This window comes from Streptomyces sp. I05A-00742 (assembly GCF_013055795.1).
Lineage (GTDB): Bacteria > Actinomycetota > Actinomycetes > Streptomycetales > Streptomycetaceae > Streptomyces.
The window spans coordinates 12,526-38,960 of the sequence record NZ_JABETO010000034.1 but is presented as its reverse complement, the minus strand read 5'-3'; the positions used below and the strand labels follow the sequence as shown (position 1 = coordinate 38,960).

Here is a 26,435-nt window from a genome sequence, read left to right as displayed (position 1 = left end):
GATGGTGACGGATTCAGGATCAGTACCCCCGACCGGATTCGAACCGGCGCTACCGCCTTGAGAGGGCGGCGTGCTAGGCCGCTACACAACGGGGGCCCTAGCGATCCTTCGACATCGCCTCCGGGCTTTCCCGGATGGTGACGGATTCAGGATCAGTACCCCCGACCGGATTCGAACCGGCGCTACCGCCTTGAGAGGGCGGCGTGCTAGGCCGCTACACAACGGGGGCTAGTCACTGCGTTTTTCCAAGAGAAATCATAAGGCAATTCGAAGGAATTCCGTTAATTCTCTTGCTGGGGTACCAGGACTCGAACCTAGACTAAGTGAACCAGAATCACTCGTGCTGCCAATTACACCATACCCCACCAGAACTCGACCCCCGCGAAGGGGTCTTGCTCGGGCTCGCGCCTCCCGCTCCGGCCTCTCGGCCCTCTCGGGCGGCGCAGGAAGAACATTACCCGAAGGTGGACGGGGCACCAAAATCGATAACGGGGTCCAGCAGCCCCGGCAGCTCATGCAGGCCCCGGATCCGCCGCACACCGTCGGGCAGGGCGGCCGGCGGCTCCGTGCCCGTACGGTCCAGCCATACGCCCAGGAGCCCCGCCTCGCACGCTCCCACGGCGTCGGTCTCCAGCTCGTCGCCGACGTAGAGCACCTCGGCCGGGGGCAGTCCGAGCGCCGCGCAGGCGGCCAGGAACGCCTCGGGCTCGGGCTTGGCGCAGCCCAGCTCGTCCGCGCACAGCAGGTGCTCGAAGTGCCCGCGCACGCCCAGCGTGGTCAGCTTGCGCCGCTGGGCGACGGCGGCGGCGTTGGAGAGCACCGCCTGCCGGAAGTGCGGTGCGACGGTGTCGAGGGCGGGCCGGGCGTCCGGGAACAGCGTCCACGCCGCCTCGTAGTGGCGCGTGTACCGGCCGAACCAGGCGTCGGCCTCGGCGGCGGTGAGCAGCGGGGCGTCCAGGAAGACCCGGACCCGCTCCCTGCGGTGCTCCCGGAAGTCGATCTCCCCGGCGCGGAAGCGGGCGAACTGCTCCCGCCAGATCTCGCGCCAGAGCCCGAAGGCCTGGTCAGGTGGGCCGTACCGGTCCGTCAGCCCCTCGGCCTCCAGGTGGCGCCGTACGCCGGCCCGGTCGGAGCCGGTGTAGTCGAAGAGCGTGTCGTCGATGTCCCAGAGGACGGCGCGGATCGGCACGCCCCCGACGGTACCGGGAACGCGCGGGGCCCGGAAGCCGGGTGGCTTCCGGGCCCGTGGGCGGGCGGGTGCTACGCGGCGAGCCTCGCCAGCGCGGCGTCGACGCGCTCCAGCGTGCGCTCCCGGCCGAGGACCTCCAGGGACTCGAAGAGCGGGAGGCCGACCGTGCGGCCGGTGACGGCCACCCGGACGGGGGCCTGGGCCTTGCCGAGCTTCAGTCCGTGCTCCTCGCCGGCGGCGACGACGGCGGCCTTGAGGGCCTCGGCGTTCCAGTCGGCGGCGGCCAGCTTCTCGCGGGCGGTGCGGAGCAGGGCGTCGGAGCCCTCCTTCATGGCCTTGGTCCAGGACGCCTCGTCCTCCACCGGCCGGTCGAGGAAGAGGAAGTCGACGTTGGCCGTGATGTCGGAGAGGACCGTGAGGCGGGTCTGGGCCAGCGGGGCCAGCTCCGCGAAGGCGGCGGCGTCGAACGCCTCGGGCGCCCAGGGGGCGTGCGGGGCGCGCAGCCAGGGCTCGCAGGCCGCGACGAAGTCCTTGACGTCCAGCCGGCGGATGTGGTCGGCGTTGATCGCCTCGGCCTTCTTGAGGTCGAAGCGGGCCGGGTTGGCGTTGACGTCCTTGATGTCGAAGGCCGCGACCATCTCGTCCATCGAGAAGATGTCCTGGTCGGCCGAGAGCGACCAGCCGAGCAGGGAGAGGTAGTTGAGCAGGCCCTCGGGCAGGAAGCCGCGCTCCCGGTAGAGGTTGAGGGAGGACTGCGGGTCGCGCTTGGAGAGCTTCTTGTTGCCCTCGCCCATGACGTACGGCAGGTGGCCGAACTCCGGGACGGCCTTGGCGACGCCCAGCTCGATCAGCGCCTTGTAGAGGGCGATCTGGCGCGGGGTGGAGGACAGCAGGTCCTCGCCGCGCAGCACGTGGGTGATCTCCATCAGCGCGTCGTCGACGGGGTTGACGAGCGTGTAGAGGGGCGCGCCGTTGGCCCGGACGATGCCGAAGTCGGGCACGTTCTCCGGGGTGAAGGTGAGCTCGCCGCGGACCAGGTCGGTGAAGGTGATGGGCTCGTCGGGCATCCGGAAGCGGACGATCGACGCGCGGCCCTCGGCCTCGTAGGCGGCCTTCTCCTCGGCGGTCAGGACGCGGCACTTGCCGTCGTAGCCGGACGGCTTCCCGGCGGCCCGGGCGGCCTCGCGGCGCGCGTCGAGCTCCTCGGTGGTGCAGTAGCAGTGGTACGCGTGGCCGGCGTCGAGGAGCTTGGCCGCGACGTCGCGGTAGAGGTCCATGCGCTGCGACTGGCGGTAGGGCGCGTGGGGGCCGCCGACCTCGGGGCCCTCGTCCCAGTCGAAGCCCAGCCAGCGCATCGCGCCGAGGAGCTGCTCGTACGACTCCTCGGAGTCGCGGGCCGCGTCGGTGTCCTCGATGCGGAAGACCAGGGTGCCGCCGTGGTGGCGGGCGAACGCCCAGTTGAAGAGGGCGGTGCGGACCAGGCCCACGTGGGGGTTGCCGGTCGGCGAGGGACAGAAACGTACGCGGACGTTCGCGTTAGCCACGCTTGATCACCTTGTTGGTGAGAGTGCCGATGCCTTCGATGGTGACGGCGACCTCGTCGCCGTCGTGCAGGGGTCCGACCCCGGCCGGGGTGCCGGTGAGGATGACGTCGCCGGGGAGCAGCGTCATGGCCTCGGAGATGTGGACGACGATCTCCTCGACGGAGCGCAGCATCTGCGCCGTGCGGCCGCTCTGCCGCAGTTCGCCGTTGACGGTGCAGGTGATCGCGAGGTCGGCCGGGTCGGCCTCGGTCTCGATCCAGGGGCCGAGCGGGCAGGAGGAGTCGAAGCCCTTGGCCCGGGCCCACTGCTTCTCGCGCTGCTGGACGTCGCGCGCGGTGACGTCGTTGGCGCAGGTGTAGCCCAGGATGACGTCCTTGACGCGCTCGCGCGGCACCTCGCGGCACATGCGGCCGATGACGACGGCGAGCTCGGCCTCGTGGTGGAGGTCGCTGCTGAAGGACGGGTGCACGATGGGGTCACCGGGGCCGACGACCGAGGTGGACGGCTTGAAGAAGGCGACGGGGACCTCGGGGACCTCGTTGCCCAGCTCCGCGGCGTGCTCGGCGTAGTTGCGGCCGATGGCGACGACCTTGCTGGGCAGGACGGGCGGGAGCAGGCGGACCTTGCTCAGCGGGACCTTGGTTCCGGAGCGTTCGAAGTCGCCGTAGGGGATGCCCTTGATGATGTCGAGGACGGGACCGCCCTCCACGGAGGCGTCCCCCTCGACCACGCCGTAGCCGACGTTGCCGTCGATGGAGAATCTGGCGATGCGCACGGGAAGCTGAGCCCCTCACTGGTCCGGCCGGAGTCTGACGCTCCAGGCTATCGCGGGGCCTCCGCGCGCCCCGTGCGCAGCGTGCTCCCGGGTGGACCGGCCGTACGGGGGCCGGTCCCGGCCCGTCAGTCGCGGACGGCCGTCGCGGGGGCGGTCATGAGGATCGTGCGGCGCGGGTTCGCGGTGACCGTGGGCAGCTCGGCCGCGTGCTCCGGGCGCTCGGCCGCGAAGAGCGGCGCGGCGTCGTCGAGGTGCGCGAGCGTGGTGCGGCGCGGGTTGGCGGTCTTCCGGGCGGGGGTGGTGGTCTTCACTGTGCGGTTGCCTCGCGTTGTCTCTGAGTGGTCGTCGCGTCTGCGCAAAGGTCCAGGCTAGGCGCGCCTTTCCCCGTCCCGCAGAGTGAGATGCGGGGTGTCACCTGTGAGTTTCCTCACGAAGCTCGTGATAAATGCCGCATAACGGTCGCGATCTTCGCTGTCATGAAACGGACATTGCGGGGCTGAAGCTGACGTTCCGCTCCTGATCATGGCGACTGGGACACGGGGCGCGGAGGGGCGGGATGCGACGCATTCGCCCCCGTACGTCCGGATTGACGGGAGTCCATGGTCCACACAGAGCTACCGTGACGGCTACGTTCGGTGACCGATGGACGGCCGGGTGCACCGGCCTTGTTGGGGGATCCGGCACTGTGCTGGAATTCCACGGACCGCCAGGGGGGCATCGCGGTCCCCCCACGACTCGACACCGTTCCTCCGTTCATCCGGAGGGACGCCTGGTCCAGAGGTTGCGACGCTAGTGCAGGGACGTTTCAAGAGGGATGGCAGCGCTGCGGCGGAGCCGGAGCCGCACGGTCCGGTGGCGGCCGGAGGCCCCGGCGCGCCCGCCGACGCGCCGAACGGCGGCGAGCCCGCCGAACGGCCGAAGGCGAAGGGCCCCAGCGGGCCGGGCTCACGAATAGCCCTGCGCAACTGGCGAATCAGTACCCGTCTGGTCTCCCTGCTCGCCCTGCCCGTCGTCGCGGCGACGACGCTGGGTGCGATGCGTATCGACACCTCGCTGAAGAACGTCGATCAGCTCGATCACATGAAGCTGCTGACCGACATGACCAGCGCGGCGACCCAGCTCGCCAACGCCCTCCAGGAGGAGCGCGACAAGTCCGCCGGTCCGCTGATCAAGAAGGACGACAAGAACGACGCCGTCGTCTCGTCGCGGCAGCGGACCGACCGGGAGATCCAGGAGTTCAAGGACCTCACCAAGCGGGTCCAGCCGGACGACAAGACCATGGTCGGGGTCGGCACCACCCTGGTGGACATCAGCAAGCAGCTGGATGCCATCAAGGAGGCCCGGAACGACGCGTACCGGAACCCCGAGTCCATCTCGCGGACCATCGACAGCTACGACGCCCTGGTCAACTCGCTGCTCGCGCTCTCCCAGGACATGGCGCAGGCGTCCAGCAACAGCGAGATGATCTCCGCCACCCGCGCCCTGGCGACGTTCTCGTCCGCCAAGGAGTACGCCTCCATGCAGCGCGCGCTCATCAGCGCCGCGCTCGCCCGTCCCACGCCCGAGCTCTCCCCGAACGACCGCCTCTTCGGCCAGGCCGTGTTCGGCAAGGAGAGCCAGGCGATGAAGCGCTTCATCAACATCCACGGGGACGGGGATCCGGAGCTGCTGCAGTCGCTCAACGGCGGCAACTACGAGATGTCCCAGGCGAACACCTACGCCGAGCGTGTGCTGATCAAGGGTGACGGCCTCAAGAGCGGCGACACGGTCAGCTACCAGGACTGGTACGACCGGGACAGCACCAAGATCCAGGAAATGATCAAGATCGAGGACACGCTGCTCAGCGACATGCAGCAGAAGGCCCTCGAACTCCGTGAGGACGCCCAGCAGGAGGCCTACCTCAACGGTGCGCTGATCATCCTGGTCCTCGGCATCTCGCTGGTCGGCGCCTTCGTCGTGGCCCGGTCCATGGTGCGCTCGCTGCGCCGGCTCCAGGACACCGCGCAGAAGGTCGCCCAGGACCGCCTGCCCGAGCTGGTCAAGCAGCTCTCGGAGAGCGACCCGCAGGACGTGGACACCTCCGTGGAGTCAGTCGGTGTGCACAGCCGGGACGAGATCGGCCAGGTGGCCGCGGCCTTCGACGACGTGCACCGCGAGGCGGTCCGGCTGGCCGCCGAGCAGGCCCTCCTCCGGGGCAACGTCAACGCGATGTTTACCAACCTCTCGCGCCGTTCCCAGGGCCTCATCCAGCGTCAGCTCTCGCTCATCTCCGAACTGGAGTCCCGCGAGGCCGACCCGGACCAGCTGTCCTCGCTCTTCAAGCTCGACCACCTCGCGACCCGTATGCGCCGGAACGGTGAGAACCTCCTCGTTCTCGCCGGTGAGGAGCCCGGCCGACGGTGGACCCGCCCGGTGCCCCTCGTCGACGTGCTCCGTGCCGCCGCGTCCGAGGTGGAGCAGTACGAGCGCATCGAACTCACCGGTGTGCCGCCGACCGAGGTCGCCGGCCGCGTCGTCAACGACCTCGTGCACCTCCTCGCCGAGCTGCTGGAGAACGCGACGTCGTTCTCCTCGCCGCAGACCAAGGTCAAGGTCACCGGCCACGCGCTGCCGGACGGCCGTGTGCTGGTCGAGATCCACGACACCGGCATCGGCCTGTCCCAGGAGGACCTGGCCGCGATCAACGAGCGGCTCGCCAGCCCGCCGACCGTGGACGTCTCGGTCTCCCGGCGCATGGGTCTGTTCGTGGTCGGCCGTCTGTCCCTGCGACACGGCATCCGCATCCAGCTCCGTCCGTCGGACTCCGGCGGCACCACCGCGCTCGTCATGCTCCCGGTCGACGTCGCCCAGGGCGGCAAGAAGCCCGCTCCCGGCGCCCCGGCCGGCACCCCCGGGATCCCCGGTGGCGGCATGCCGCCCGGTCTGCCCGGTACGGGAACCCCCGGCGGCGGCAAGGGCATGCCCGGCCTGCCCGGTGGTCCCGGCGGCGCCCCGCAGCAGGCGGACCGCACCCGCCAGCAGCTGCCGCCCAAGGGCCCCCGCCCGCCCGCCGCTCCGTCCCGCACCGGCGGCCTGACCGGGAGCGGTCTGCCGACGCGCGTCCCGGGCAGCACTCCGGGCGCGGGTGCCCCGACCGGCGGCCCCAGCCTCTTCGACGCCTCGCCGCCCAGCGACTTCCCCTCCGGCGGCAAGGGCGCCCCGGCCGCCGACGGCCGTCCGGGCCTCCCGCCGCGCGGCAAGCGGCCCGCCGTGATCGCCCCCGTGGGCAACGGCCGCCGCCCGCAGCTCCCCAAGCGCGACGGCGGTGGCCCCGCCGATCTGCCCGTCCGCGGCGGCAAGGGCAACGACCTCCCGGCCCGCGGCGGCGACGGGAACGGGCTGCCCACCCGCGGCGGCGACCGGAACGAGCTCCCCACCCGCGGTGGCGACGGGAACGGACTCCCCACCCGCGGCGGCGACGGGAACGGACTCCCCACCCGCGGCGGCGGCGCGCCGTCCGGCCTGCCGACGCGCGGCAGTGGCCCCGCGGACCTGCCCGTCCGCGGCGGCAAGGGGAACGACCTCCCGGCCCGCGGCGGTGGCAACGACCTGCCCACGCGCGGCGGTGGCGGGACCGAGCGCCCCACGGGCGAGCCGTCGGCCCGCCCGGCGCCGAGCTGGGGCAACGACCGTTCGCCCGCGCCCGCCGCGCCGGCCGACGACTGGCCGCTGGCCTCGGACGGCTCCTCGCGCGCCGCGCAGGACACTCCGCGCGGCCACGACAGCGCCGACAGCGCGGAGAGCACCGCGGCCTTCCCGGCCCTCGACCGGTCCGGAAACCCCTCCGCCACCGGCCAGTTCCCGCAGCTCACGCCCGTTCCGGAGCCCGAGAGCAGCAGCACGGGCCGCCACGCCCTGCCCGCCGCCCCCGGCGACACCGGGCAGTTCGCCCGCCCCCGGACCGACGGAGCCGCGGACGGTCCGGGTACCACCGGGCAGTTCCCGCGCCTCGCGCCCGTTCCCGAGCCGGAGAGCAGCAGCACCGGCCGGCACGCCCTGCCCGCCGTCCCGGCGGCCGGCGACCCCGCCGACACCGCCGCCTTCCCGCACCTCGCCCCCGTGCCGGAGCCCGAGGGCGACGCCGCCGGGCGGATCGTTCCGCCCGGCGGGACCGGCCGGTTCGGGCAGCGGGACGCCGGGCAGGAGACGACGCCGCTCTTCCAGGAGCTGGAGTCGCACTGGTTCCGCGACCAGGAGGAGGCCCGCGACCGTGCGGCGGAGCCGGCGGCGGAGGCGCCCCGCGACCTGCCCCGGCGCGAGCCGCGCGGGACGCTGCGCCCCGAGGCCGCGGCACCTTCGGCCCCCACGGCCCCTGAAGCCCCCGAAGCCCCTCTGTCAACGGCCCAGACCCCGCTGCCGGACTGGCGCGAGTCCCCGAACGACGAGCGCTGGCGCCGGGCCGAGCAGGTCCGCGAGCCCGCCGCGGGCGGCACCACCTCGTCGGGTCTCCCCCGCCGGGTGCCCCGTGCCAACCTCGTGGAGGGCACGGCCCAGCAGCAGTCCCTGCCGGCCGGTCCGCAGGTCTCGCGTGCGCCCCAGGACGTGCGCGGCCGGCTGACCAACCTCCGTCGGGGCATCCAGCAAGGACGTCAGGCCGGCACCAGTTCGGCCACCGGTAGCCACAACGTTGGCCCCACCTACCAGCAGGAGCGTTAGTTGAGTCCGATGAGCCAGGCGGCGCAGAATCTGAACTGGTTGATCACCAACTTCGTGGAGAGCACCCCGGGGGTGTCCCACACGGTGGTGGTGTCCGCCGACGGACTTCTGCTGGCCATGTCCGAAGGGTTCCCCCGGGACCGCGCGGACCAGCTGGCAGCGGTGGCCTCTGGCCTGACCTCCCTGACGGCCGGCGCGTCCCGCATCTTCGAGGGCGGCGCGGTCAACCAGACGGTGGTGGAGATGGAGCGCGGCTTCCTCTTCATCATGTCCATCTCGGACGGCTCCTCACTGGCCGTACTGGCGCACCCGGAGTGCGACATCGGCCTCGTGGGCTACGAGATGGCCCTGCTGGTCGACCGCGCGGGCACCGTACTGACGCCCGACCTCCGCGCCGAACTGCAGGGAAGCCTGCTGAACTGACCGTACACACACCGCAAATCCCGTCCGACCGTACGGCCGAAAGCTCCCACCGGCCCCCGCTCGACGGCATCATTGCCTTCCTGCTGTCCCGCCCGGAGGATTCATGACCCCGCCCGTCTCGCCCGGCCCGTACGGCGCCTCGCACCACATGCCGTACGGGAGTGAAGGCGACCAGCCCCTGGTCCGTCCCTACGCCATGACGGGCGGCCGGACCCGGCCGCGCTACCAGCTCGCCATCGAGGCACTGGTCAGCTCGACCGCCGATCCGTCGCAGCTGGGGAACCTGCTTCCCGAGCACCAGCGGATCTGCCACCTCTGCCGTGAGGTGAAGTCGGTCGCGGAGGTCTCCGCGCTGCTGAACATGCCGCTCGGCGTGGCGCGGATCCTGGTCGCCGACCTGGCGGAAGCGGGCATGGTGGCGATCCATCAGCCGGGTGGCGGCGGCGAGACCGGCGGAACGCCGGATGTGACACTGCTCGAAAGGGTGCTCAGTGGACTTCGGAAGCTCTAGCGGGAACGCCGGCCGCTCCACGACCTCCGCGAAGATCGTGGTGGCCGGTGGTTTCGGCGTGGGGAAGACCACGTTCGTCGGCGCGGTCTCGGAGATCAGCCCGCTGCGCACCGAGGCCGTGATGACGTCCGCGTCGGCGGGCATCGACGACCTGAGCCACGTTCAGGACAAGACGACCACGACCGTGGCGATGGACTTCGGCCGCATCACGCTGGACGACGACCTGATCCTCTATCTGTTCGGCACGCCCGGACAGGACCGGTTCTGGTTCATGTGGGACGACCTGGTCCGCGGTGCCATCGGTGCCGTCGTCCTGGTCGACACCCGCCGTCTCGCCGACTGCTTCCCCGCCGTCGACTACTTCGAGAACAGCGGCCTGCCCTTCGTCATCGCCCTCAACGGCTTCAACGGAGAGCAGCCCTACGGTCCCGAAGAGGTGCGCGAGGCGCTGCAGATCGGGCCCGACGCGCCGATCATCACCACCGACGCGCGGCACAGGAACGAGGCCAAGAGCGCGCTCATCACTCTCGTCGAGCACGCCCTCATGGCGCGGCTGAAGTAACCGGCGGGGGCGGGCGGCCGTGGAACGGACCACGGACCGCCCCCGGGGTTCATAACGTTTCGACAGAGAATTGACCGGCCTTCGACAGGCAAGTCACCACACGCCGCATCCGCCCGGTTCCGCTCCGCGCATGATTCACCCGCCTTTTGGCGCCGCTCGCTCTTAATGCCCGTTTTATGTCGGGCACTTTCCCCCGGCCGCCGGCTCTGCCCACTGTTTGGAACGCACCTGTCCGGCGTGCTGGAATTTCCCGCACTGGGCCGTCGTGGCCCAGCCGAAAGACGGCACGACGACAAGTGCCGACGCCGAGAGGTTGTTGGACGAGTGAGGCGAAGAAAGACGGGCACCGCGCAGCAGTCGGGAAACGCGCGGGGCAACTTCACACCGCCGTCGCAGGCCGCGGTGCTGACCTCCGACGTTCCCCGGGCCACCCCCGACGCGCCTCCGGGCGGCGGCGGGCGGTTCTCTCCCCGCAACTGGCGGGTGGCCACCCGCCTGAACGCGATCCTGCTGATCCCGGTGCTGGTCGCCCTCGTCTTCGGTGGCCTCGGCATCAAGAAGTCGGTCGACACCTGGCTGGAGGCCGAGGACGCGGCGGACACCGCCCGCGTCGTACGGGCCGCCGCCGACTACGCCCACGCGGTCGTCGACGAGCGTGACGTCAGCGTCATCCCGCTGCTGAACCACGACAAGGACGACGAGGACGTCAAGAAGGCGCGGGAGGCGACGGATTCCGCCCGCGCGGCCTTCGACAAGTCCGTCGAGCGGATGCCGGACACCCCCAGCCTCGAACGCCGGCTGAAGGCCGTGCGCGAGGCAGAGTCGAAGCTCCCGCAGATCCGGAAGACCGCCTATACGTCCGTGGACGCCAAGACCGAGGACGCGTACGGCTCCATCCAGCGGCCGCTGATGGCGTTCACCAACGAACTCGGCTACGGCACCGGCACCGGCAACAGCACCGTCACCTCGTACGGCCGCATGGTCTACGCCGTCTCGCTGGCGAAGGCCGCCGAGTCGCTCCAGCGTTCCATGGGCACGCACCTGCTGGCCAAGCCGAACATGCCCGGCCAGGACCGGCTGTACCTGCTGACCTCGTTCGCCTCGTACAACTTCCTCGAGTACATCGCCTCCGACGAGTACAAGACCGGTGGCACCAAGGAGGACATCGACCGCCTGGCGAAGACGATGGAGGAGAAGGCGCAGGTCGAGAAGCAGGACAAGATGGCCCAGGCCATCCTGACCGGCGAGACCGGTGCGCCGCTGAAGGCCGCCGGTGCCACCAAGGAGTCCTGGTACACCACGGCCACGGGCAAGTTCGAGGCCTACCGGGCCGTCGAGCAGCACCTGGCCGACCACGCGGTGAACGAGGCCTCGAAGATCGCCTCCAACGCCCGCCAGGACGCCATCGTCAACTCGTCGATCATGATCGTCGCGCTGCTGATCGCGTTCTTCGTCGCCGGGCGCATCGCCCGCTCGATGAGCCGCAGCATGCGCCGTCTGCGCGGTGCCGCCTTCGAGGTCGCCGAGCAGCGGCTGCCGGCCCTGGTCGACCAGCTCTCGCGCACCGAGCCGGGCCGGATCGACACCCGGGTGCAGCCCATCCCGATCGACACCAAGGACGAGATCGGCGAGGTCGCCCGCGCCTTCGACCAGGTGCACCGGGAGGCCGTCCGGCTCGCCGCCGAGCAGGCGATGCTCCGGGGCAACGTCAACGCGATCTTCACCAACCTCTCCCGCCGCAACCAGAGCCTGATCGAGGGCCAGCTGGAGCTCATCACCGGGCTGGAGAACAACGAGGCCGACCCGGACCAGCTGGAGAACCTCTTCCGCCTGGACCACCTGGCCACCCGTATGCGCCGCAACGGCGAGAACCTCCTCATCCTCGCGGGCGAGGAGCCCGGCCGCCGCTGGGACCAGCCGATCCCGCTGGTGGACGTGTTGCGCGCGGCCTCCTCCGAGGTGGAGGCGTACGAGCGCATCGAGCTGAGCGGTATCTCGGAGGCCGAGATCCACGGCCTGGCCGTGACCGACCTCGTCCACCTGCTCGCCGAGCTGCTGGAGAACGCGACCACGTTCTCCTCCCCGCACACCAAGGTCCGCGTCACCGCGACCCGGCTGCCCGACGGCCGGGTGATGGTCGAGATCCACGACAAGGGCATCGGGCTCACCCCCGAGGACTTCGCGGACATCAACCACAAGCTGGCCAACCCGCCGACCGTGGACGCCACGGTCTCCCAGCGGATGGGTCTCTTCGTGGTCGGCCGGCTGGCCATGCGGCACGGCATCCGCGTCCAGCTGCGCCCCTCGGGCGAGCAGGCCGGCACCACATCGCTGGTCATGCTCCCGGACGCCATCACCCATGGTGGCGGTGGCGAGGACGAGCAGGCGGGCGACGACTTCACCGTCTCCCGGATCGTCCCCGAGCAGCAGGCCGGTGCCGTGGGCGCGGGCGGTCTCCGCACCGCCGCGGAGCTCGGCTTCGACGACTCCCGCTACGAGCCCGGCGCGGCCGGCGCCCCCGTGCTGGACCCGCTCAACCGCTCGCGGCTGCGCGAGGAGCGGCGGGCGGCCCTGGAGGCGTACTCCGGCGGCCAGGCCGACGAGCACGGCCCGGCGTTCCCGCAGCAGCCCTACGAGCGGCAGCAGCACGAGCAGAGCACGCCGCAGCAGCAGGGTTCGCCCCATGAGACCCGGCAGAACCCGTTCGCACCGCAGGCCCCTGGCGAGCAGCCGTATACGGAAGCCGCCTACAACGAACAGGGCTTCACGGACCAGCAGACCTACGGCGACTACAACGCCCCCGCCTACCAAGGCGAGTGGGGTGCGTCGGCCGAGGACGCCCGTCCGTACGAGCACGAGTACGCGCCGGGTTACGGAGCGGAATCGGAATCTCAGCCGTCCGCTGACACGGCCCAGCCGGAGCGCGTAGAGTTCGACCGTCCGGGCCCCGCCACGAGCGGCCCTCCCTCGCTGACCGGGTCCGGTCTGCCTCGCCGCGATCGGCAGTGGCAGCAGCCGGAGACGGGCGAGGAGGCCACGAGGGACGGCGGAGAACCGGAGCAGTCCCAGCAGGAGGTCCCCCAGCAGCCTCGGAACGAGGGGGGCGCGTCCGCCGGGCAGTCGGCCAACGACGAGCGCTGGCACCGCGCCGAGCAGCTCCGGGCGCCGAAGGCCGACGGAGTGACTCCCTCCGGTCTCCCGCGCCGGACGCCCAGGGCCAACCTGGTCGAGGGCAAGGCGGCGGAGACCTCCCAGGGCAGCAGCCCGCAGATCTCCCGTGCACCGGAGGACGTCCGCGGCAGGCTCGCCAACCTGCGCCGCGGTGTCCAGCAGGGGCGCAGCGCGGGGACGGACTCCTCGGAGTTCCCCGCGGTCACCGCGCACGAGCAGCACCAGCAACACGACCAGGGCTTCGGCCCCGGCGGCACCTACGAGCAGGAGCGTTAGTGTGAGCCCGATGAGCCAGGCGGCGCAGAACCTGAACTGGTTGATCACCAGTTTCGTGGAGAACACCCCAGGGGTGTCCCACACCGTCGTGGTCTCCGCCGACGGACTCCTTCTGGCCATGTCCGAAGGGTTTCCGCGGGACCGCGCGGACCAGCTGGCGGCGGTGGCCTCCGGCCTGACCTCCCTGACCGCGGGTGCCTCCCGGATCTTCGAGGGCGGCGCGGTCAACCAGACGGTGGTGGAGATGGAGCGCGGCTTCCTCTTCATCATGTCCATCTCGGACGGCTCCTCACTGGCCGTACTGGCGCACCCGGAGTGCGACATCGGCCTCGTGGGGTACGAAATGGCCCTGCTGGTCGACCGCGCGGGCAATGTCCTGACGCCCGACCTCCGCGCCGAACTGCAGGGGAGCCTTCTCAACTAGCAAAGAGGCAGTGCGTTTCGCGCCACCGCGCCTTAAGGTGCGGTGGCGCGACCAGCAGCAGACAGGAAAGTCGGAGGAGGAGCCGTGGCAACGCCCCCAGGCGGTTACCCGTATGGCAATGATCAGCAGGCGGACCCGCCGCTGAACCGCTTCAACTTCCCCTCCGCACCCAGCCCCAGGGACCGGTCGGAGGCCCAGCACCCGCAGGCGCCCTATGCCCCGCAGCCCCCGGCGCCGCACTCGGCGCCCGGCGGGCCCGGGGTGCCGGGCGGCGGGTACGCCCCGTCCGGGCACGTCCCGGCGGGCCATGTACCGCCGGGCGCGGGACAGGGCGGCCAGCGCCCGGGGCAGGGCCCCCAGCACCGGCGGACGGGATCGCCCTCGGGCGGGAAGCACAACCCGTTGGTCCGTCCCTACGCCATGACCGGCGGCCGGACCCGGCCGCGCTACCAGCTCGCCATCGAGGCGCTGGTGCACACCACGGCCCAGCCGGCCCAGCTCCAAGGGCAGTTGCCGGAACACCAGCGCATCTGCCACCTGTGCCGCGAGATCAAGTCCGTCGCCGAGATCTCCGCACTTCTCTCCATTCCGCTCGGCGTCGCCCGAATCCTCGTCGCCGACTTGGCCGAGGCCGGGCTCGTCGCCATTCATCAACCCGGCGGCGACGCGGCCGCCGGCGGCCAGCCTGACGTGACACTGCTCGAAAGGGTGCTCAGTGGACTTCGGAACCTCTAGCGGCGAGGCAGCCCGCTCCACCACCAGCGCGAAGATCGTGGTGGCCGGTGGTTTCGGCGTGGGCAAGACCACGTTCGTCGGCGCGGTCTCGGAGATCAACCCGCTGCGCACCGAAGCCGTCATGACCTCCGCCTCGGCGGGCATCGACGACCTCACGCACGCGCCGGACAAGACCACGACGACCGTGGCGATGGACTTCGGCCGGATCACCCTGGACCAGGACCTGATCCTCTACCTGTTCGGCACGCCCGGACAGGACCGGTTCTGGTTCATGTGGGACGACCTGGTCCGCGGTGCCATCGGCGCGGTCGTCCTGGTCGACACCCGTCGTCTCGCCGACTGCTTCCCCGCCGTCGACTACTTCGAGAACAGCGGCCTGCCCTTCGTCATCGCCCTCAACGGCTTCGACGGCCACCAGCCGTACACGCCGGACGAGGTGCGGGAGGCGCTCCAGATCGGCCCCGACGCGCCGATCATCACGACGGATGCGCGGCATCGGAACGAGGCGAAGAGTGCGCTCATCACGCTGGTGGAGCATGCGCTGATGGCGCGGTTGCGGTAGTTCCGCTGCGCGGGGCTGTGCCCCGGTCCCTCCCTTTTACCGTTTCTGCGGGGGGTGCCCCGCGCCCCCTTGAAACCGCGCTGCGCGCGGTTGTCCTCAATCGCCGGACGGGCTGAAGTCAGCCCGTCCGGCGATTGAGGACAAGCGGCGAAGCCGCTTTCAAGGGGTCCGGGTCTCCCGGGAAACGGTGAAAGGGCGGGCCAGGGGCAACTCCCGGCGAAGCCGAAAGGGCCCCGCACTCCTCGGAGTGCGGGGCCCTTCCCGTGGGCGTCAGCCCTGCCAGCTATGAGCCGCCGTAAAACCGGCGGACCGCTCCAGCCGCCGCCAGGACGCCGAAGACCGCCGCGGCCGCGGCACCGCCCCCGACGACCCCACAGACGCACGGGCGAGCAGAACGGCCGTGACGGCGGCCAGCTCCTCGGGACCGGCGGTCCCCTTCTCGACGCGAACGAGCGTGTCAGTCATGTCTGCTGTGTCCTTCGGTTACTGGGGCGGATTGCCGTGCTTGCGCGACGGCAGGTCCGCGTGCTTCGTGGCGAGCATGGCCAGCGAACGGATCAGGACCTGGCGGGTCTCCACCGGGTCGATGACGTCGTCGACGAGGCCGCGCTCGGCGGCGTAGTAGGGGTGCATGAGCTCGGCCTTGTACTCCTTGACCATGCGGGACCGCATGGCGTCGGGGTCGTCGGCGTCGGCGATCTGCTTGCGGAAGATGACGTTGGCGGCACCCTCGGCGCCCATGACGGCGATCTCGTTGGTGGGCCAGGCGTAGGTGAGGTCGGCGCCGATGGACTGGGAGTCCATGACGATGTAGGCGCCGCCGTAGGCCTTGCGCAGGATGACGGAGATGCGCGGCACGGTGGCGTTGCAGTAGGCGTAGAGCAGCTTGGCGCCGTGGCGGATGATGCCGCCGTGCTCCTGGTCGACGCCGGGCAGGAAGCCGGGGACGTCCAGGAGGGTGACGATGGGGATGTTGAACGCATCGCACATCTGGATGAACCGGGCGGCCTTCTCGGACGCCTCGATGTCCAGGACACCGGCGAGGGACTGCGGCTGGTTGGCGACGATGCCGACGACCTGGCCGTCGAGCCGGGCCAGGGCGCAGATGATGTTGGTGGCCCAGCGCTCGTGGACCTCCAGGTACTCGCCGTCGTCGACGATCTCCTCGATGACCTTGCGCATGTCGTACGGGCGGTTGCCGTCGGCCGGGACGAGGTCCAGCAGGGCCTCGCCGGTGCGGTCGACGGGGTCCTCGCAGACGACGCGCGGCGGGTTCTCGCGGTTGTTCTGCGGGAGGAGGGACAGCAGGTAGCGGACCTCCTCCAGGCAGGTCTCCTCGTCGTCGTAGGCGAAGTGGGCCACGCCGGAGGTCTCGGCGTGCACGTCGGCGCCGCCGAGGCCGTTCTGGGTGATCTCCTCGCCGGTCACCGCGCGGACCACGTCCGGGCCGGTGATGAACATCTGCGAGGTCTCGCGGACCATGAAGACGAAGTCCGTCAGGGCGGGCGAGTAGGCCGCGCCGCCGGCGCAGGGGCCGAGCATGACGGAGATCTGCGGGATGACGCCGGACGCCTTGGTGTTGCGCTGGAAGATGCCGCCGTAGCCGGCGAGGGCGGAGACGCCCTCCTGGATACGGGCGCCGGCGCCGTCGTTGAGCGACACCAGGGGGGCGCCGGCCGCGATGGCCATGTCCATGATCTTGTGGATCTTGGTGGCGTGGGCCTCGCCCAGCGCGCCGCCGAAGATGCGGAAGTCATGGGCGTAGACGAAGACGGTACGGCCGTGGACGGTGCCCCAGCCGGTGACGACGCCGTCGGTGTACGGCTTCTTCGCCTCCAGGCCGAAGCCCGTGGCGCGGTGCCGGCGCAGCGGCTCCACCTCGGAGAAAGAGCCCTCGTCCAGCAGCAGATCGATACGCTCGCGGGCCGTCAGCTTTCCCTTGGCCTTCTGTGCCTGGGTAGCCCGGTCGCTCGGACCCCGCCGAACCTGCTCGCGGATGGCGTGCAGCTCGGCGACGCGCCCACGGACGTCACTCGCCTCTTCGGGCGCACCTTCGAGATTGCTCATGGATAGACGGTACGCGGGACCCGTGCCGGAACATCATGTCGACTCCGCACAAGGTAGTGCTCGATTTCGTGGGCAGGCGGTACAGAATCGCACAGCGCCTCTATCAGTTGCCCGTGTTCGGGAGGGCGTACCACGCTGTGAGTACTCCACAAAGCCCACCCGGCTTCCGCCGTGGGGCGGACCGCTTGACCGGGGTCCGGGCGGCCGCTCAGCCGGTCTCCACCTCGCAGCGGTGCGGCAGGCACCGGGTCCCCGGCCGGATCCGCAGCCGCAGGGCGGCTCCCGTGCCGCACACCTGGACGGACGTGTCGTGTGCCACCACCCGGCGCACCGGCCGGGCCCAGGTGAGGTCGATCACCCCGCCGGTCCGCGGCGGCTCGGCGAGGTGGAGGGTGGCGCGGTCGCCGCGCCGGCGGACGAGGACGGCGGCGGGGGCCGTCACGCTGAGGGTGCCCACAGTGCCGGCGCGCCAGAAGGTGGCCGCGGTGACCCCGAGCGAACCGAGACGAACCGCCTGCCGGTCCGGCTCGTTGGCGAGGACCGTCAGCCAGTCGTGGTCCGCCGCCCGGGCGGCGACGGCGGCCGGGCCCGCGCCGGGCATCAGCACGTACACGAAGGCGGCGTCCTTCGGGTCGGTGCCGTGTGGGTGCCACAGGGTGAGGTAGCGGCGGGTGAGCGGCCGGGCGGAGCCGCTCGCGTTGATGTCCCGCCAGGCCCCGGTGCGGCTCTCGCGCAGCGCCAGGACCGGCCCGCCGCCGGGGAGGATCCAGCCGCCGTGCCCCTCCAGGTGGATCCAGCGGGCCCGGCGGAAGGCCGCGCTCCAGGAGCGTCCGTCGCCGGGGTCCGGCTGGACCGTGCCGTCGACGGTCAGCCGCGGGGTGCCGGTGATCCCCCGGTTGTCGACGACCGTCTCCACCTCCGTGCCGTCGCGGGCCGTGACGCCGGCGACGAGGCGGACCACGGCGTCGTCCGCGCAGAACCAGGAGACGCGTGCCTCCAGGGTGGAGGCGAGCCCCTTGAGGTGCTGGCCGACGGCCGCGTACGTACCGTCCGTCACCCCGCCCACCCAGCGCGCGTCCGGCCGGGGAGCGCCCCAGCCGCCGCCCTCGTTGTCGGCGAGCCGCTTCGTGGAGACGGTGGTCCCGGGGAGCCGGTACGGGTCGACGGTGGGCCAGTAGCCGTCGCCGTACTGGTCCTCGCCCCCCGGAACCCACCAGGAGAGCATCCCCGCGCCGGTGTGCCAGCCGCGCGGGTTCTCCCCGTTGCCGTTCTCGTAGTGGGTGACGCGGTCGGAGGCCATGGCGATGCTCGCGGCCCAGCCGTGCCCCCGGTGCACGGCCCGGTCCATGGCCGGGAACAGCCGGTGGCCGGCGGGCTCGGGCGCGGGCGGTTCGGGTCCCGCGAGGACGGCGGCGAGCCGGGCGAGGTCCCCGGTGTCGAACTGCGGGTCGGCGAGGAGGGGTTCGCCCGGGTCGCGGGCCGCCCAGCCCTTGATCATGCCGTGTCGGCGGGCCCGTTCGGCGGCGGTCCCGCTGCCCGCGAGGAGCGCGATCGCCGCGATCAGGGCGTGGCCGCGCTGCCGGTCGCTCTGCGGGGGCCCGTCGTCGGTCAGTCCGCGGCTGATCGCCCGGCCGGAGACGCAGTCCATCACCAGGCCGTTGTGGATCAGCGGGGCGAACGCGGTGTCGGCGCTGTCGTGGACGATCCGCCGGTTCGGGTCGGTGACCTCCCACTCCGAGCCGTCGAGCAGGGCGAAGAGCCGGGCCAGGCCGTCGAGCAGCACACAGCCGTAGGTGCCGGTGTAGGCGACCCAGGTGTGCTGGAGGAACGATCCGTCCGCGTACAGCCCGTCGCCGCGCTCGGCGTAGGGGAACACCGGGGACAGGGCGTCGCGGGCGAGGGCGAGCTTCGCCGGGGCCGCGCCGAGGAGGCCGCGCAGGGCGACGACGCGGCACAGGTCCACGCGGTTGGCGCCGGTGCTCGTGCCGGTGTACGGGCCGAGCAGCGCGTCCGGGACGAAGTGGTCGACCGCCGCGAGGCTTTCGGCGCGCCGGGCGGCCCCGGCCTCGTCGTACAGCAGGGCGAGCGTGTCGAGGAGGAGCCGGGGGGTGCCGATCTGCCACTCCCACCAGTTCCCGTACCGCTCGGTGCCCGCGCGGTAGACGGTCCGGTGGACGTGGTCCAGTCCGGCGAGGACGTCGGCGGCGAGCGCCGGGTCGCCGGTGAGGCCGGTGCCGGGCTGGACGTACGCCCGGGCCATGGTGTGCAGGCGGGCGTGGCTGAGGGTGATGCCGGCGGGCGGGTCGAAGGGGGCGTCGGGCCAGAGCGACCCGGGGCCGGGGCGCATCCGCGCCCGGTGGGCGCGGGCGGCGTCGCCGGTGCGCCGCAGGACCGTGGCGTACGGCTCGGCGGCGGGGTCGAAGCCGGTGCCGAGGAGCAGGTCGCGCCAGCGGTGGCGCAGGGCGGTGTACGCGTCGCCGGGGGCGGCGGCCGCCGCGCGGTGCGGGCCGAGGAGGGCGAGGGTGCCCGCGGGGGCGGTGGCGAGGAAGGCGCGGCGAGTCCAGGCTGGAGGCATGGGGGTCCTCACGGGAGGTCCTCACGGGACGGGAGGGGCTGCGCGGGGCGGGCCACACCGTGCCACGGGGCGGAAGGGGCACGCAATGCCGCGTCCGGGGCCCGGGGGAAGCCCGAGGCAAGTCCGGCGGGAAGGAGCCTTCCTGGCGGCTGCGGGCGACGGGAAGAATCCCTCCCGGAAAGCCACCCCCACTCTGTTGAATCTTTAACCATCCCGCGCTACCGTGAAATCGCTTGAACAATCAACGACTCTTGGCCCGGTCACCGTCCGGCCGGCCGACGACCCCGCGAGGAGACACGTCATGGGCCCCTTCACCCGCAAGTCCGCCGCCCAGCCCGCCGCCGCCCCCGTCAACCCCGCCCTGGCGGCGCTGACCGGCGACTGGACCATCGACCCGACCCACAGCAGCATCGGCTTCACCGTGCGCCACGCGATGATCACCAACGTCCGGGGCTCCTTCGCCGAGCACCGGGGCACCCTCCACCTCGACGGCAGCGACCCCTCCCGCTCCACCGCCGCCCTCGACATCACCATCGCGAGCGTGGACACCGGTATGAAGGACCGCGACGCGCACCTGCTCAAGGACGACTTCTTCGACGCCGAGCGGTTCCCGCTGATGACCTTCCGGTCGACCGCCGCCGAGGCTCTCGGCGGCGACGTCTACCGCGTCACGGGCGACCTCACCATCAAGGACGTCACCCGTCCCGTCGCCATCGACCTGGAGTTCAACGGCTCGGCCACCGACGTCTACGGCACCGAGCGCGTCGGCTTCGAGGGCCGCGCCGAGATCCTCCGCTCGGACTGGGGCCTGTCCTGGAACGCGGCCCTGGAGGCCGGCGGTGTCATGATCAGCGACAAGGTGAAGCTGACCTTCGACATCTCGGCCGTCCGCGCCACGCCCCAGGGCTGAGCCCCCGCCCGCCGCTCACTCCCGGCGTTCAGTCCCGGCGTTCACTCCCGCGGTTCGACGCCCGCGCGCCACAGCCCGTACGCGTAGGCGTCGTCCAGCGCCTGCCAGGACGCCGCGATGACGTTCTCGGCGACGCCGACCGTGGACCACTCCCCGTCCTGGTCGCTCGTGGAGACCAGCACGCGGGTGATCGAGCCGGTGCCCAGACTGCCTTCCAGGATGCGGACCTTGTAGTCCGTCAGCTCCAGCCGGGCGAGCTGCGGATAGAAGGGTTCGAGGGCCACCCGCAGGGCCCGGTCGAGGGCGTTGACCGGGCCGTTGCCCTCGGCGGTGGCGACGATGCGCTCGCCCTTGGCCCAGAGCTTGACCGTCGCCTCATTGGCGTGGGTGCCGTCGGGACGGTCCTCGGCGATGGCGCGCCAGGACTCGACGCGGTAGTAGCGCAGCGCCCTCCCGGTCACCTCCTGGCGCAGCAGCAGCTCGAAGGAGGCGTCCGCCGCCTCGTACGTGTAGCCCTGCGCCTCCCGCTCCTTGACCCGTTCGACGACGCGGCCGATCAGCTCCCGGTCGCCGCCGAGGTCGATGCCGAGCTCCTTGCCCTTGAGCTCGATCGAGGCCCGGCCGGCCATGTCGGAGACCAGCATCCGCATGGTGTTGCCGACCTGTTCGGGATCGATGTGCTGGTACAGGTCCGGGTCGACCTTGATCGCCGAGGCGTGCAGCCCCGCCTTGTGCGCGAAGGCCGAAACCCCCACGTACGGCTGATGGGTGGACGGCGTGAGGTTGACGACCTCGGCGATGGCGTGCGAGACGCGGGTCGTCTCCGCCAGCTTGCCCGGCGGCAGGACCCGGCGGTCGTACTTGAGCTCCAGCGCGGCCACGACCGGGAACAGGTTGGCGTTGCCCACCCGCTCGCCGTACCCGTTGGCCGTGCACTGCACATGGGTCGCGCCCGCGTCCACGGCGGCCAGGGTGTTGGCCACCGCGCAGCCGGTGTCGTCCTGCGCGTGGATGCCCAGCCGCGCGCCGGTCGCGGCGAGCACGGCGGCCACGGTCTCCGTCACCTGCGCGGGGAGCATCCCGCCGTTGGTGTCGCAGAGCACGACCACATCGGCGCCCGCCTCGTGCGCGGCGCGGACCACCTCGGTGGCGTAGCCCGGGTTGGCGCGGTGGCCGTCGAAGAAGTGCTCGCAGTCGACGAACACCCGACGGCCGTGGGCCCGCAGATGGGCGACGGTCTCCCGGACCATCGCGAGGTTCTCCTCCAGCGTGGTGCGCAGGGCGAGCTCCACATGCCGGTCGTGCGCCTTGGCGACCAGGGTGACGACCGGGGCGCCGGAGGCGAGCAGCGCGGCGACCTGGGGGTCGTCCTCCGCCCGGACGCCCGGTTTGCGCGTGGCACCGAAGGCGACGAGCCGGGCGTGCCGGAAGGTGATCTCCTCCCGCGCGCGCCGGAAGAAGTCGGTGTCCCGGGGGTTGGCCCCCGGCCAGCCGCCCTCGATGAACCCCACGCCGAAGTCGTCCAGGTGCCGGGCGATGGTGAGCTTGTCCGCCACCGTGAGGTTGATGCCCTCCCGCTGCGCGCCGTCGCGCAGCGTGGTGTCGAAGACGTGGAACGCGTCGGACGGGGCCGCCTCGGGGGCGTCCGTGAGAGTGTCCGTCATGCTGCTGTGGCTCCTGTCGGGATCTCGGTCTACCGGAATGACCGGCTCCGCCGTCCCTCCATGGTCCCGCGTGCTCCGCTCCCGGCGAAGGGTGGGCCGGAAACGAAAAGACCCCTCGCGGGTGCGAGAGGTCTGCGCGCGGGTCAGGGACGACGGTGATCGCGCCGTACGAGGTACATACGGGGCGATCACTGCGGACCGGCGCGCCTGCTGCCCGTAATCATGGCGAGCGAGAACACGAACGCAGTCTTGCACAGCCGCCGCCGCTGGGGCGGAACCGTCTCGCCATGCGGGCAGCGGCGCGGACGCGGCACCGGAGGGCGGGCAGGAGGGCGGGCCTCCTCACGACGCGGCGACCACCTCCTCGGGCCCCTCGGGCTCCTCGGCCCGCGCCCCCGGCGCCGTCGCGCCGATGTGCTTCAGGTCGATGTCCCGGGTCTCCCGCATCGTCAGGTACACCACCAGCGACACGGCCGCGCACCCCGCCACGTACCAGGGGAAGCCGGACTCGATGCCGCTGTTCTTGAACCACAGGGCGACGTACTCCGCCGTGCCCCCGAAGGCGGCGTTGGCGATGGCGTAGGGCAGCGCGACGCCCAGCGAGCGGACGCCGGTGGGGAAGAGTTCGGCTTTCACACAGGCGTTGATGGAGGTGTAGCCGGTGACCACGATCAGGGCGAGGAGGGAGAGGCCGAGCGCGGGCCAGAAGGACCCGGCGTGCTTGAGCAGCGTCATGATCGGCACCGTGAGGAGGGTGGAGCCCACGGCGAAGGTGATCAGCAGCGGGCGGCGGCCGATCCGGTCGGAGAGGGCGCCGGCGAATGGCTGGAGGACGGCGAAGACGAGGAGGGCGCAGAAGCTGACCAGGGTGGCGGTCTGCTTGGGCAGTCCTGCGGTGTTGGAGAGGTACTTGGTGAGGTAGGTGGTGTACGTGTAGTACGCCACCGTGCCGCCCATGGTCAGCGCGATCACCAGCAGCGCCTCGCGCTTGTGCCGCAGCAGCGCCTTGACCGTGCCGCGGTCGTCCTGCGGAGTGTCGTCCGCCTCCTGGTAGGTCTCCGTCTCCAGCATGTTGCGCCGCAGGTAGAAGATGACAGCCGCGCCCAACGCCCCGACGGCGAACGGGATGCGCCATCCCCACTCGTGCAACTGGTCGCTGGTGAGCGTGTGCTGGAGCACGATCAGGATGCCCAGCCCGACCAGCTGGCCCGCCGTCATGGACACGTACTGGAAGCTCGACGCGAAGCCTCGGCGGCCCGGCGCCGACGCCTCCGTCAGATACGTCGCGCTGGCCGCGTACTCCCCGCCGACCGACAGCCCCTGCAGCAGCCGGGCCACCAGCAGGACCGCGACGCCGCCGTAGCCTGCCACCCCGTACGTCGGCGCGACGGCGATCAGCACCGCCGAGGCCGACATCAGCGTCACCGTCAGGGTCAGCGCCGCCTTGCGGCCGCGCCGGTCGCCGACCCTGCCGAGCAGCCAGCCGCCGACGGGGCGCATGAAGAAGCCGACGGCGAAGATGCCGGCCGTGTTCATCAGTTTGGCGGTCTCATTGCCCTCGGGGAAGAAGGAGCCCGCGAAGTACGTCGCGAAGCTGGCGTACACGAACCAGTCGAACCACTCGACCATGTTGCCGGCCGAGCCGACCCAGATCTTCTTCCAGTGCTGTCCCATGGACGGCAACGGTGACGGAACGGCGAGTGTCCGGACAAGGCTTGTCTGGCAACGATCCCGCGTACTTGCGTACGTTGCGGTCGCGGGTTGACGTGGCGCTGCGCGGGCCGGAGCGCGCCTGCGGCGCGCGTCCTCAATCGCCGGACGGGCTGATTTCAGCCCGTCCGGCGATTGAGGACAACCGCGCGAAGCGCGGTTTCAAGGGGGCGCGGGGCACCCCCCGCAGAAACGGTGAAAGGGAGGGCCCGGGGCACCCCAACCAATCACCCCAGCTGGTGCATCCAACCGTGGCTGTCCTCAACCGCACCCGTCTGAATATCCAGCAGCGCCTTCCGCAACCGCATGGTCACCTCACCCGGCTCCCCATCCCCCACCGTCCAGTCCGCCCGAGCGGACTTCACCGACCCCACCGGCGTGATGACAGCAGCGGTGCCACAGGCGAACACCTCGGTGAGCGACCCGTCCGCGTTACCGTTCTTCCAGTCGTCCACGGAGATCCGCCCCTCGGACACCTCGTACCCCAGGTCCTCGGCGATCCGCAGCAGCGACGCCCGGGTGATGCCGGGCAGCAGCGAGCCGGTGAGCTCAGGAGTGACGATGCGGTCGCCGTACACGAAGTACAGGTTCATGCCGCCCATCTCCTCGATCCAGCGGCGCTCCACGGCGTCCAGCCAGACCACCTGGTCGCACCCCTTCTCGGCGGCCTGCGCCTGGGCGACGAGCGAAGCGGCGTAGTTGCCCGCGCACTTGGCGGCGCCGGTGCCGCCGGGAGCGGCGCGGACGTACTCCTCGGAGAGCCAGACGGAGACGGGCTTGATGCCGCCGGAGAAGTAGGCGCCGGCGGGCGAGGCGATGATGACGAAGAGGTACTCCTTCGCGGGCCGCACCCCCATCCCGGCCTCGGTGGCGAACATGAAGGGGCGCAGGTAGAGGGAGGCCTCGCCGGAGGCGGGGACCCAGGCGCGGTCCTGGCGCACCAGGGCGTCGCACGCCTCGATGAAGGTGTCGACGGGCAGCTCGGGCATGGCCAGCCGGCGGGCCGAGGCCTGGAAGCGCTTGGCGTTCTCGTCGGGGCGGAAGGTGGCGACGGTGCCGTCGGGGCGGTGGTACGCCTTGAGGCCCTCGAAGATCGCCTGCCCGTAGTGCAGGGTCATGTTCGCCGGGTCGATGGACAGCGGCGCGTAGGGCACGAGCTGGGCGTCGTGCCAGCCGACCCCGTCGGTCCACTTGATGGTGACCATGTGGTCGGTGAAGTGGCGGCCGAACCCGGGGTCGGCGAGAATGCGCTCCCGCTCCGCGGCGGACAGCGGCTGCGACGAGGGCTTGAGCTCGATCGTGGGCGTGGTCATGGGTGCGTGTCCTTAACTTTCAGGTGCTGCGGACCGCGCTCACGCCGTCCCGACCGGTCGGGACGTCCGAGCTTCTTCGCCTCTATTCGCGGCCCCGCGTCCGATTATCGCTCGGACGGGGGGTGGAGCGAAATGCCTGTGCGAACGCCGAGGGCGCGCGCGGCCCGGTGGGACAGGTGGGACACCGGCCGCGCGCGAGGGGCGGACGGGTCAGGCCGATACGAGGGTGACGAGCGCGCTGCCGGTCTCCTCGGTGGTACGGGCGGCCCCGGCCCGCTCGGCGAGGTCCTGGGCCACGGCGGCCTCGACGCGCGCCGCCTCCTCCGCGTACCCGAGGTGCTGGAGCAGGAGGGCGACGGAGAGGACGGTCGCCGTGGGGTCGGCCGTGCCGGTGCCCGCGATGTCGGGGGCGGAGCCGTGGACCGGCTCGAACATGGACGGGAAGGTGCCGTCGGGGTTGATGTTCCCGGAGGCGGCGGTTCCGATGCCGCCGCTGACGGCCGCCGCGAGGTCGGTGAGGATGTCGCCGAAGAGGTTGTCGGTGACGATCACGTCGAACCGCTCCGGCTGCGTCACGAGGAAGATCGTCGCTGCATCCACGTGCAGGTAGTCGGTGGTGACCTCGGGGAACTCCCGGCCCACCCGGTCGAAGATGTTCTTCCAGAGGTGACCGGCGTGTACCAGGACGTTGTTCTTGTGGACCAGCGTGAGCTTCTTCCGGGGCCGGGCCTGGGCCCGCGCGTAGGCGTCCCGCACCACGCGCTCCACGCCGTAGGCGGTGTTGACGCTCACCTCGGTGGCGACCTCGGCCGGGGTGCCGGTGCGCAGGGAGCCGCCGTTCCCGGTGTACGGGCCCTCCGTCCCCTCGCGGACCACGACGAAGTCGACGGCCGGGCTGCCGGCGAGCGGGGTGGCGGTGCCGGGGAGGAGCTTCGAGGGGCGCAGGTTCACGTAGTGGTCGAAGGCGAAGCGCAGCTTGAGCAGCAGCCCGCGCTCCAGGACCCCGGAGGGCACGGAGGGGTCGCCCACCGCGCCGAGCAGGATCGCGTCGTGCTGCTTCAGGGACTCCAGCTCGTCGTCCGGAAGGGTCTCCCCGGTCGCGTGCCAGCGCCGGGCGCCGAGGTCGTACTCCCGGGTCTCCAGCTTCACGTCGGAGGGGAGGACGGCCGTGAGGACGCGAAGGCCCTGGGCCACCACTTCGGGGCCGATGCCGTCACCGGGGATCACTGCGAGGCGCATGCTGCGAGACATGACGGGACCGTACTCCTTCGTCCCACGGGATGACACTCGATGTCCACCATGCGGACGGCAGTCGACCGGCCGGGGCCA

At 71.6% G+C, this 26,435-nt stretch carries 20 protein-coding genes and 3 tRNA genes; 9 read left to right on the top strand and 14 right to left on the bottom strand.

Annotation, left to right across the window (positions count from 1 at the left end):
• Positions 1-23 precede the first annotated feature (23 nt).
• From HN013_RS25470 to HN013_RS25440, 7 genes are all read right to left on the bottom strand, one after another.
• A tRNA-Glu gene (locus HN013_RS25470) sits at positions 24-96 on the bottom strand.
• Positions 97-156: 60 nt separating this feature from the next.
• A tRNA-Glu gene (locus HN013_RS25465) sits at positions 157-229 on the bottom strand.
• Between the two features lie 64 nt (positions 230-293).
• Positions 294-365: transfer RNA gene (locus HN013_RS25460), tRNA-Gln, on the bottom strand.
• Positions 366-454: 89 nt separating this feature from the next.
• Positions 455-1,189, bottom strand: a complete 735-nt coding sequence (locus HN013_RS25455) for an HAD family hydrolase (protein WP_171170154.1) — start codon at positions 1,187-1,189, stop codon at positions 455-457.
• A 71-nt stretch (positions 1,190-1,260) separates the two neighbouring features.
• Positions 1,261-2,733, bottom strand: a complete 1,473-nt coding sequence (gltX, locus tag HN013_RS25450; RefSeq protein ID WP_171170152.1) for a glutamate--tRNA ligase — start codon at positions 2,731-2,733, stop codon at positions 1,261-1,263.
• Positions 2,726-3,508, bottom strand: a complete 783-nt coding sequence (locus HN013_RS25445; protein ID WP_171170150.1) for a fumarylacetoacetate hydrolase family protein — start codon at positions 3,506-3,508, stop codon at positions 2,726-2,728. Before HN013_RS25445 ends, gltX begins: the two co-directional genes overlap by 8 nt.
• Before the next feature lie 125 nt (positions 3,509-3,633).
• Positions 3,634-3,819, bottom strand: coding sequence for a hypothetical protein (locus HN013_RS25440; RefSeq protein ID WP_171170148.1), 186 nt, complete (start codon positions 3,817-3,819; stop codon positions 3,634-3,636).
• Positions 3,820-4,300: 481 nt separating this feature from the next.
• Between HN013_RS25440 and HN013_RS25435 the strand changes: the two genes are divergently transcribed.
• The 8 genes from HN013_RS25435 (at position 4,301) to HN013_RS25400 (ending at position 14,867) form a co-directional block, all read left to right on the top strand.
• The gene (locus HN013_RS25435) at positions 4,301-8,203 is read left to right on the top strand and encodes a nitrate- and nitrite sensing domain-containing protein (protein WP_171170146.1); all 3,903 of its coding nucleotides are present in this window, start codon (positions 4,301-4,303) and stop codon (positions 8,201-8,203) included.
• 9 nt (positions 8,204-8,212) lie between these two features.
• The gene (locus HN013_RS25430) at positions 8,213-8,626 is read left to right on the top strand and encodes a roadblock/LC7 domain-containing protein (protein WP_171170192.1); all 414 of its coding nucleotides are present in this window, start codon (positions 8,213-8,215) and stop codon (positions 8,624-8,626) included.
• Positions 8,627-8,729: 103 nt separating this feature from the next.
• Complete coding sequence (locus tag HN013_RS25425) at positions 8,730-9,137, top strand: DUF742 domain-containing protein (protein ID WP_171170144.1); 408 nt, start codon at positions 8,730-8,732, stop codon at positions 9,135-9,137.
• On the top strand, positions 9,118-9,699 hold the full coding sequence (locus HN013_RS25420) for an ATP/GTP-binding protein (protein WP_171170143.1): 582 nt from the start codon (positions 9,118-9,120) through the stop codon (positions 9,697-9,699). Before HN013_RS25425 ends, HN013_RS25420 begins: the two co-directional genes overlap by 20 nt.
• A gap of 324 nt (positions 9,700-10,023) precedes the next feature.
• Positions 10,024-13,146, top strand: a complete 3,123-nt coding sequence (locus HN013_RS25415; RefSeq protein WP_171170141.1) for a nitrate- and nitrite sensing domain-containing protein — start codon at positions 10,024-10,026, stop codon at positions 13,144-13,146.
• Between the two features lies 1 nt (position 13,147).
• Complete coding sequence (locus HN013_RS25410; protein WP_049717348.1) at positions 13,148-13,570, top strand: roadblock/LC7 domain-containing protein; 423 nt, start codon at positions 13,148-13,150, stop codon at positions 13,568-13,570.
• An 84-nt stretch (positions 13,571-13,654) separates the two neighbouring features.
• Positions 13,655-14,305, top strand: a complete 651-nt coding sequence (locus HN013_RS25405; RefSeq protein ID WP_171170139.1) for a DUF742 domain-containing protein — start codon at positions 13,655-13,657, stop codon at positions 14,303-14,305.
• The gene (locus HN013_RS25400; protein ID WP_049717346.1) at positions 14,286-14,867 is read left to right on the top strand and encodes an ATP/GTP-binding protein; all 582 of its coding nucleotides are present in this window, start codon (positions 14,286-14,288) and stop codon (positions 14,865-14,867) included. Before HN013_RS25405 ends, HN013_RS25400 begins: the two co-directional genes overlap by 20 nt.
• Positions 14,868-15,137: 270 nt before the next feature.
• On the opposite strand, the gene HN013_RS25395 is transcribed toward HN013_RS25400, so the two are convergent.
• From HN013_RS25395 to HN013_RS25385, 3 genes are all read right to left on the bottom strand, one after another.
• Positions 15,138-15,332, bottom strand: coding sequence for an acyl-CoA carboxylase subunit epsilon (locus HN013_RS25395; protein WP_171170138.1), 195 nt, complete (start codon positions 15,330-15,332; stop codon positions 15,138-15,140).
• 18 nt (positions 15,333-15,350) lie between these two features.
• A complete protein-coding gene (locus HN013_RS25390; RefSeq protein WP_171170136.1) occupies positions 15,351-16,934 on the bottom strand; it encodes an acyl-CoA carboxylase subunit beta in 1,584 nt (527 codons plus the stop codon).
• Positions 16,935-17,142: 208 nt separating this feature from the next.
• Positions 17,143-19,509: a polysaccharide lyase 8 family protein gene (locus tag HN013_RS25385; protein ID WP_171170134.1), complete on the bottom strand. Its 2,367-nt coding sequence runs from the start codon at positions 19,507-19,509 to the stop codon at positions 17,143-17,145.
• 301 nt (positions 19,510-19,810) lie between these two features.
• Between HN013_RS25385 and HN013_RS25380 the strand changes: the two genes are divergently transcribed.
• Positions 19,811-20,419: a YceI family protein gene (locus tag HN013_RS25380; protein WP_171170113.1), complete on the top strand. Its 609-nt coding sequence runs from the start codon at positions 19,811-19,813 to the stop codon at positions 20,417-20,419.
• 41 nt (positions 20,420-20,460) lie between these two features.
• Here the strand turns inward: HN013_RS25380 and cimA are convergent, their stop codons facing one another.
• The 4 genes from cimA to HN013_RS25360 form a co-directional block, all read right to left on the bottom strand.
• Entirely contained in the window at positions 20,461-22,083 is a 1,623-nt protein-coding gene (cimA, locus tag HN013_RS25375; protein ID WP_171170111.1) for a citramalate synthase, read from the bottom strand.
• A gap of 342 nt (positions 22,084-22,425) precedes the next feature.
• Complete coding sequence (locus tag HN013_RS25370) at positions 22,426-23,757, bottom strand: MFS transporter (protein WP_171170110.1); 1,332 nt, start codon at positions 23,755-23,757, stop codon at positions 22,426-22,428.
• A gap of 263 nt (positions 23,758-24,020) precedes the next feature.
• Entirely contained in the window at positions 24,021-25,106 is a 1,086-nt protein-coding gene (locus HN013_RS25365) for a branched-chain amino acid aminotransferase (RefSeq protein ID WP_171170108.1), read from the bottom strand.
• Between the two features lie 210 nt (positions 25,107-25,316).
• Positions 25,317-26,357, bottom strand: a complete 1,041-nt coding sequence (locus HN013_RS25360; protein ID WP_171170106.1) for a 3-isopropylmalate dehydrogenase — start codon at positions 26,355-26,357, stop codon at positions 25,317-25,319.
• Positions 26,358-26,435: the final 78 nt, after the last annotated feature.